The following is a 7,346-nucleotide window of genomic DNA, read 5'->3' as shown; positions in this document are numbered from 1 at the left end:
GGCCCGCCGCCGGTCAAGGGGGAAGGGCGGCGACGACAGGGCGGGGCGGTTCCCCGGGGTGGCCGGTCGGCCGCCGGGCCGCTCGCGGTTCCGGGTGTCGGCGGCGACGGCACGGCGGGTGCCCCGCTTCTGGGCGCTGGCCGGGTGCTGGCCTGCCGAGGTCTCGGCGACGGCGGCACGGCGGGTGCCCCGCTCACGGCCACCGGCCGAGCGCCGGGCCTCTGCCGGTGCAGGGAGTCGGGCGGCGACGACAGAGCGGGGCGGTCCCCCGGGGCTGCCTCTCGGCTGCCGGGCTTCTCGCGGTCCCGGGTCGTGTCCGCTGGAGTGGTGGAACTTTCGGCCGCATCCTTGTGCGCGGTGCGACCGCTGCAGCGCGCCCCCTCCTCGCCGTTGATCTCGGGAAAGTCGGGGTAATACCGGCGAGTATTACCCCGACTTTCCCGAGATCAACGGGGGTGTCGATGGGGGTGCCCGGGGCCCGGAGAGCTCCACCACGCCAGCGGACACGACCCGGCCCCGGGGCTCGGCGGCCGACCGGCGACCCTGGGGGAACCGCCCGGCTCCGTCGTCGCCGCCCACCACCCCGCCCCGCGGCGGCTCGCCGCCCGCCCGGCGGCCGTGAGCGGGGCACCTGTCGTGCCGTCGCCGCCGCCCCGCCCTGGCCCGTGAACGGGGAACGGACTCTCTACGGTCCGTCACCGACGCCCCTTCCGGGTTACCTCAGTCTCAGGCCCTTCGGGGTCGGGTGGAAGCCGGCCCTTTTCAAGGCGGGTTCGAGGAGGGTGCCGAACACCTCTGCTCCGTCGGCGCGTTCCACGGTCAGGGACGCCAGGCCGCCTCCGCGGACCGTCTCGGCCAGGGCCTCGGCCGCCCTGTGCAGCGCCCCCTCCCCGGAACCGAAGGTCACCGCCGACCGTCCCCCGCGCTCCAGGTAGAGGGTCGGCGCGCCGTCGTCCAGGACCACCAGGGCCCCCGCCTTCCTCGACGGCCGTCCGCCCTCGGCGTCGGGCCAGGCCAGCGCCGCACCGTACGGGTTCGCGGGGTCGGCGGCGGCGAGGACCAGCGGGTGCCCGTCCCCGCCCCCGTCCCCGGTGAACGCGCGCAGCCGGTCCACCGCACCCGGCCGGGCGAACTGGGCCGCGCCCAGCCCTTCCACGAAGTACCCGCGCCGGGCCTTGCCCGCCTCCTCGACGCCTCGCAGCACCGGGTACACCGCGCTGAACCCGCCGCCCGAGCGCTCCCCCGTGCGGCGCCGCACCTGCTCGGCCACCACCGGCCCGCGTGTCACCACCCCGTACCGGTCCAGCAGGGCCGTCGCCGCCGCCAGCCCCCTGCGGGTCGGGTCCGCCTCCCGCTCCGGCAGCCGCCACCACCGCCCGGCCACCGTCGGCGGACCCATGCGGCCGGGCATGACCGGCCGGCGCGAGCGCCTCCGGTGGGCCGTCGTGCCGCCCGCGCCCAGCAGCGCGCGCAGCGGCGCCAGGGTGTCGTTGCCCAGCCTGCCCGCCCACACCAGCTCCCACAGCGCCGCCACCAGCGCGGCGTCCGAGACCGCGGCCGCGCCCTGCTCGCGGGCGGCCCGGTCGGCGATGTCGCGGAAGAACAGGGCCCCGCCGTCCTCCAGCGCCCCCAGCACGGCGGCGTGCAGCGGCGACTCCTCCACCCCGCCCGGGTCCGGGAGCAGCTCCGGTGCCTCATCGGCCGGGACCAGGCACACCCACCCGTCGGAGCCGCCCAGCGGCCCGACCCCCGACCACACCACCTCGCCGCCGAGCGTCAGCTCGTCCAGCATCGACGGCGCGTACCCGTGCACGCGGGCCGGGAGCACCAGGGACTCCAGCGCCGAGGCCGGAACCGGGCAACCGCGCAGCGACTCCACCGCCTCGAACACCGCGTCCGGCCCCCGCAGCGGCGACGCCGCGTGCTGCCACGCCGGCAGGAACCGGCCCAGCGCCCGCTGCGGCACCGGCTCGGCCTCCTTGCGCAGCCGCAGCACCGACCCCTTGCGCAGCCGGCGCAGCACACCGGTGTCGCACCACTCGCTCCCGGAACCGCCCGGCCGGAAACCGCCCTCGACCACGCGCCCCTCACCCGCCAGGCGCCGGAGCACCTCGCGCACCGCCGCCGGGCCCAGGCCGAAGCGCCCCGCCGCGTCCTCGGCGGTGAACGGCCCGTGCGTGCGCGCGAACCGGGACAGCAGGTCGCCCAGCGGGTCCTCGACCGGCTGCGAGAACGCCTCGGCCGCCCCGGCGAACGCGGTCTCTCCGGGCCCCCCGGTCCCGCCGGGGTCCCCCAACCACCCGGGCAGCCGCACGCCCAGCCCGTCGCGCAGCCGCGCCGCGTCCTCCACGGCCGCCCACTGCTCCCGCCCGGCGATGCGCACCCGGATCGCCCTGCGGGCCGCCTCCAGCTCCTCCAGCCACGCCGCCCGCGCCCCGCGCTCGGCCGCCTCCGCCCCGGTCAGCGGCCCCAGCTCGCGCAGCAGGTCGGCGGCGCCCTCCGGGCCGCGCCCCTCCACCCGCCGGTCCGGGGCCAGGCGCTGCAGCGACGCCTCCACCTCGGCGAGCACGCCGGCGTCCAGCAGCTCGCGCAGGTCGGCCTGGCCCAGCAGCTCCGACAGCAGCGCCGAGTCCAGGGTGAGCGCCTGGGCGCGCAGCTCGGCCAGCGGCGCGTCGCCCTCGTAGAGGAAGGCCGCCGTGTACCCGATGAGCAGCGACTGGGCGAACGGCGACGCGCGCGGCGTCTCCACCTCCACCACCCGCACCCGCCGGGCCCGGATGTCGGCCATCAGCGCGGCCAGCCCCGGCACGTCGAACACGTCCCGCAGGCACTCGCGCACCGCCTCCAGCACGATGGGGAAGGAGCCGTAGCGCCCGGCCACCGACAGCAGCTGGGCCGAGCGCTGCCGCTGCTGCCACAGCGGCATCCGGTGCCCGGGCCGGCGGCGCGGCAGCAGCAGGGCCCGCCCCGCGCACTCCCGGAACCGGGCGGCGAACAGCGCCGAGGAGCCCAGCTCCGCCGCGACCGCGTCCTCGGTCTCCTCCGGCGCCAGGTACAGCAGGTCGGCCACGCGCAGGCGCTCCGCGTCGTCCACGTCGGGCAGGCGGAGCACGATCCCGTCGTCGCCGTGCACCACCTGGGCGTCCAGGCCGTACCGCTCGCGGATCCGGGCGCCCAGGGCCAGCGCCCACGGCCCGTGCACCCGCGCGCCCAGCGGCGAGTGCACCACCACCCGCCAGTCGCCCAGCTCGTCCCGGAACCGCTCGACGACCACCGTGCGGTCGTCGGGCACCGAGCCCGTCGCCTCCCGCTGCTCGGCCAGGTAGGCCAGGAGGTTCTCGGCGGCCCAGTCGTTCAGGCCGAGCCCGCGCACACGCTCCTGGGCCGCCTCCGGGCCGGCCTCCTCCAGCTCCCGGGCGAGCGCGCCGATCGCCCGCCCCAGCTCCGGCGGGCGGCCCACCGCGTCGGCCTTCCAGAACGGCAGCCGCCCCGGGCGGCCCGGCGCGGGCGCGACCAGGACCCGGTCGGCGTCGATCGACTCGATCCGCCAGGCCGTGGAGCCCAGCACGAACACGTCGCCCACCCGCGACTCGTACACCATCTCCTCGTCCAACTCGCCGACCCGGGTGGGCCCCGACCCGGCCGCCCCCGCCAGGTGCACCGCGTAGGTGCCGCGGTCGGGGATGGTGCCGCCGCCGGTCACCGCCAGCCGCTGGGCCCCCGGGCGGCCCGAGACGGTGCCGGCCTCCCGGTCCCACACCAGCCGCGGGCGCAGCTCGGCGAACTCGTCGGAGGGGTAGCGGCCGGAGAGCATGTCCAGCACCCCCGACAGCGCCGAGTCGGGAAGCGCGGCGAACGGGGCGGCACGGCGCACCAGCGCCGCCAGGTCCTCCACCGCCCACTCCTCCACCGAGGCCATCGCCACGACCTGCTGGGCCAGCACGTCCAGCGGGTTGGCCGGGACGGCCAGCTCCTCGATCGCCCCGGCGCGCATCCGCTCGGCCACCACCGCCGAGGCCAGCAGGTCGCCCCGGTACTTGGGGAAGACCACCCCGCGCGAGACCTCGCCCACCGAGTGGCCGGACCGCCCCACCCGCTGCAGGCCGCCGGCCACCGACGGCGGCGACTCCACCTGCACCACCAGGTCCACCGCGCCCATGTCGATGCCCAGCTCCAGGCTGGAGGTGGCCACCACGCAGCGCAGCCGCCCCTGCTTCAGGTCGTCCTCGATCGCGGCCCGCTCCTCCTTGGAGACCGAGCCGTGGTGGGCGCGCGCGATCACGCCGTCGGCGCCGCGGCTCGCCCCGGACGGGCCGAGCACCTGGGCCGGGACCTCCTCCGGGGGCAGCGCCTGCCGCGCCCGCTCCGAGGCCAGCTCGTTCAGCCGCGCGCACAGCCGCTCGGCCACCCGCCGGGAGTTGGTGAACACGATGGACGAGCGGTGCTCCTCGACCAGGTCGAGCACCCCCTCCTCCACGTGCGGCCAGATGGAGGTGCGGGCGGCGGCGTCCGCCTGCCCGGCCCGCCCGGGGTCGGGGGCGGCGGCGAGGTCGGCCATGTCCTCCACCGGCACCGAGATGCGCAGGTCCAGCCGGGGCGCCGACGGCGGTGCGACCACGGCGGCCGGGCGGGACCCGCCCAGGAAGGCGGCGACGGCCTCGTGCGGGCGGACCGTCGCCGAGAGCCCGATGCGCTGGGCCCGGCGGCCCAGCAGCGCGTCCAGCCGCTCCAGGGACAGGGCCAGGTGCGCCCCGCGCTTGGTGCCGGCCACCGCGTGCACCTCGTCCACGATGACCGTCTCGACCCCCGCCAGCCCTGCGCGGGCCTGGGAGGTGAGCACCAGGAACAGGGATTCGGGGGTGGTGATGAGGATGTCCGGCGGGGCGGAGGCCAGGGCCCGCCTTTCGGCCTGCGGGGTGTCCCCGGTGCGCATGCCGACGCGGATGTCGGGCACCGGGGCGCCGGAGCGCTCGGCCTCCCGCCGGATCCCCGCCAGCGGCGCCCGGAGGTTGCGCTCGATGTCGGCGGCGAGCGCCTTGAGCGGCGACACGTACAGCACCCGGCACCGCGCGGCGGGCTCCTCGGGCGGGGGAGCGGCGGCCAGGCGGTCCAGCGACCACAGGAAGGCCGCGAGCGTCTTGCCCGACCCGGTGGGCGCGACCAGCAGCGTGTCGCCGCCCTCGGCGATCCGGGCCCAGGCCCCCTCCTGCGCGGGCGTTGCTCCGCCGGGGAAGGCGGAGCGGAACCAGGCGCGGGTGGCGGGCGAGAACCGTTCGACCGGGTCGTGTGCCATGCCCCAAGTCTGCAATGGGGATCCGACGGTTTCCCGCAGGCCGCCCGGGGCGGCCTGCGTCCCGGCGCCGCGCGCCGCCTGCACCCCCGGGCGTACGCCGAAATGGGTCCGTGGGCCGATGCGCCGGGTGCGGACCGCTCCGTAGCGTCACCGGTGACCGAGGACGGAGCGCACGCGTCCTCCACGGATGCACGGACGCACGGAGAACGGGTGATGGTGATGAGGATCGTCGGGGCCGCGCTGCTCGGACTGTTCGGAGGATGGGTCGTCGGGTTCGCGCTGTCGGCGCTGGTGCACATTCCGCTGGGGCTGCTCGGGGTGCCCGACGGCACGCCCTGGGTGGTCGCCGTGGGCCTGCTGCCCTACGCGCTCGCCGTCGTGGGGCTGGTGGCCGTCCCGATCATTGTGGCCCGCAGGCGGGGGCACGAGCCCGAGGGCCAGGGGTGAGGGGCCCGGCCCGACCGCCCTTGCCTTCCCTGTGGGCCCGGCATAGGGTCCGATCATGACCTGGCGATGTTGACCTTCGGCCGAGACCCGGATCGCACGCAGCCTCTACCCGTACGCCTTCCTGGTCGACCTCATACCGCTGTACCCGCTGTACGTGCTGCTCTTCGCCGACAGCGGGCTCTCCGCAGCGCAGATCTCCACCCTGCTGATCATCTGGTCGCTCACGGCCTTCGGCCTGGAGATCCCCACGGGTGTGCTCGCCGACCTGGTCCCCCGGAACCGCCTGCTCGGCGCGGCCCCGCTGCTGTCCGCGGCTGGCTTCGCCCTGTGGACCTTTTTCCCGGCCTACCCCTCCTTCGCAGCGGGGTTCGCGCTGTGGGGGACCGGCGAGGCGATCGCCTCGGGGACGCGTCAAGCGCTCGTGTACGACGAGCTGGAGCGGGTCGGCGCCGCCGGCTCCTATGCCCGCCTCATCGGCCGCTCCCGTGCCCTGGGCACGACCGCCGTGGTGGCGGCCTCGGCCGTCGCGGCGCCCCTGCTGGCGCACGGCGGTTACACCGCCGTGGGGATCGCGAGCATGGCCGCCGCGCTCGCGGCGGTGCCCTTCGGCTTCTCCTTCCCTGAGCGGGCCGGGGAGCCCGACCGCAGGGCCGCCGGCCGTGCGGCCGACGGACCCGGTGCCGCCTCGCCCGCCGGGGTCCTGCGCACCGCCCTGTCCGAGGTGCGCCGCGCCCCCGGCGCCCGACCGGCCCTGGTCGCCGTGGCGGTGCTCATGGGCGCCGGCGCGATGGAGGAGTACCTGCCCGTCCTCGCCCGGTCCTTCACCGGGGACACGGCGCTGGTCCCGCTCCTGCTCGTGCCCGCCTTCGCCGCCGCGGCGGCGGGGGAGTGGCTCGCCGGGCGCGGAACCCGGCACGCCGCCGGCCTGACGGCCGCCGGGGCCGTGCTGCTCGCCGTCGGCGCGCTCACCGGGCACCCCCTGGGCATGCTTCCGGTGGCCGCCGCCTTCGGGGTGTTCGCCTGGGCGGCGGTGGCCGCGGAGACGCGCTTGCAGAACGCCGTGTCCGGCGGCGCCCGGGCCACCGTGCTGTCGATGTCGGGGGTCGGTGCCGAGGGCGTGGCGATCGCGGTGTTCGCCGCCTACGGCCTCGGTTCGGCGGCGGCCGGGCCGGGGACGCTGTTCGCCGCGGCCTCCCTGGCCTTCCTGGCGGTCGCCCCTGTCCTGCGCCGACGCACGGGGGGCGCCCGGTCGGCGCGATACTGGAGGGGATGAGACTGACGCTTTTCTGGGACCGCATGCACGAGCAGTTCGGCGAGGCGTATGCGGAGAGCCTGGCCAAGGACTACGTGATCGAGGGGCTGGGCTCGCGGACCGTGGCCCAGGCCCTCGCCGAGGGCGTTTCGGCCAAGGAGGTGTGGCGCCGCGTCTGCGACGCCTTCGACCTGCCCGAATCCGTGCGCTGAGCGCGTGCCCCCGACACACGCGGGCGGCCCGGGGACCCCCGCTCGAACAGAAGTTCGGGTAAGGTGGTCGGTGAGTCCGGGGTGCGCGGATGTGGCGCGAGATACCCCGCGGGCCGGGACGGCCCACCGGCAGGCGGGTGGC

General features: G+C 77.3%; 4 protein-coding genes. 3 read left to right on the top strand and 1 reads right to left on the bottom strand.

Annotated elements, in window-relative coordinates:
* Positions 1 to 715 precede the first annotated feature (715 nt).
* Positions 716 to 5,293 (bottom strand): ATP-dependent helicase, encoded by a 4,578-nt coding sequence (locus C892_RS0110250; RefSeq protein ID WP_017557107.1) that lies wholly within the window; start codon positions 5,291 to 5,293, stop codon positions 716 to 718.
* Positions 5,294 to 5,506: 213 nt separating this feature from the next.
* Here C892_RS0110250 and C892_RS0110245 point away from each other — a divergent pair, with 213 nt between their 5' ends.
* From C892_RS0110245 to C892_RS30495, 3 genes are all read left to right on the top strand, one after another.
* Positions 5,507 to 5,740, top strand: a complete 234-nt coding sequence (locus tag C892_RS0110245; RefSeq protein WP_017536745.1) for a DUF5957 family protein — start codon at positions 5,507 to 5,509, stop codon at positions 5,738 to 5,740.
* A 91-nt stretch (positions 5,741 to 5,831) separates the two neighbouring features.
* A complete protein-coding gene (locus tag C892_RS0110240) occupies positions 5,832 to 7,013 on the top strand; it encodes an MFS transporter (protein WP_338040838.1) in 1,182 nt (393 codons plus the stop codon).
* A complete protein-coding gene (locus C892_RS30495; RefSeq protein ID WP_083932513.1) occupies positions 7,010 to 7,204 on the top strand; it encodes a DUF3046 domain-containing protein in 195 nt (64 codons plus the stop codon). Before C892_RS0110240 ends, C892_RS30495 begins: the two co-directional genes overlap by 4 nt.
* Positions 7,205 to 7,346 lie beyond the last annotated feature (142 nt).

Origin of the sequence: Nocardiopsis baichengensis YIM 90130, from assembly GCF_000341205.1 — a bacterium.
In the GTDB taxonomy this organism is placed as follows: domain Bacteria; phylum Actinomycetota; class Actinomycetes; order Streptosporangiales; family Streptosporangiaceae; genus Nocardiopsis_A; species Nocardiopsis_A halophila.
The sequence above is the reverse complement of the archived record's forward strand: the minus strand, read 5'-3'. Positions and strand labels throughout refer to the sequence as shown.

Coding starts and splice junctions, on each gene's coding strand:
- C892_RS0110250 (WP_017557107.1), bottom strand. CDS start 5,293: ATGGCACACGACCCGGTCGAACGGTTCTCGCCCGCCACCCGCGCCTGG.
- C892_RS0110245 (WP_017536745.1), top strand. CDS start 5,507: ATGGTGATGAGGATCGTCGGGGCCGCGCTGCTCGGACTGTTCGGAGGA.
- C892_RS30495 (WP_083932513.1), top strand. CDS start 7,010: ATGAGACTGACGCTTTTCTGGGACCGCATGCACGAGCAGTTCGGCGAG.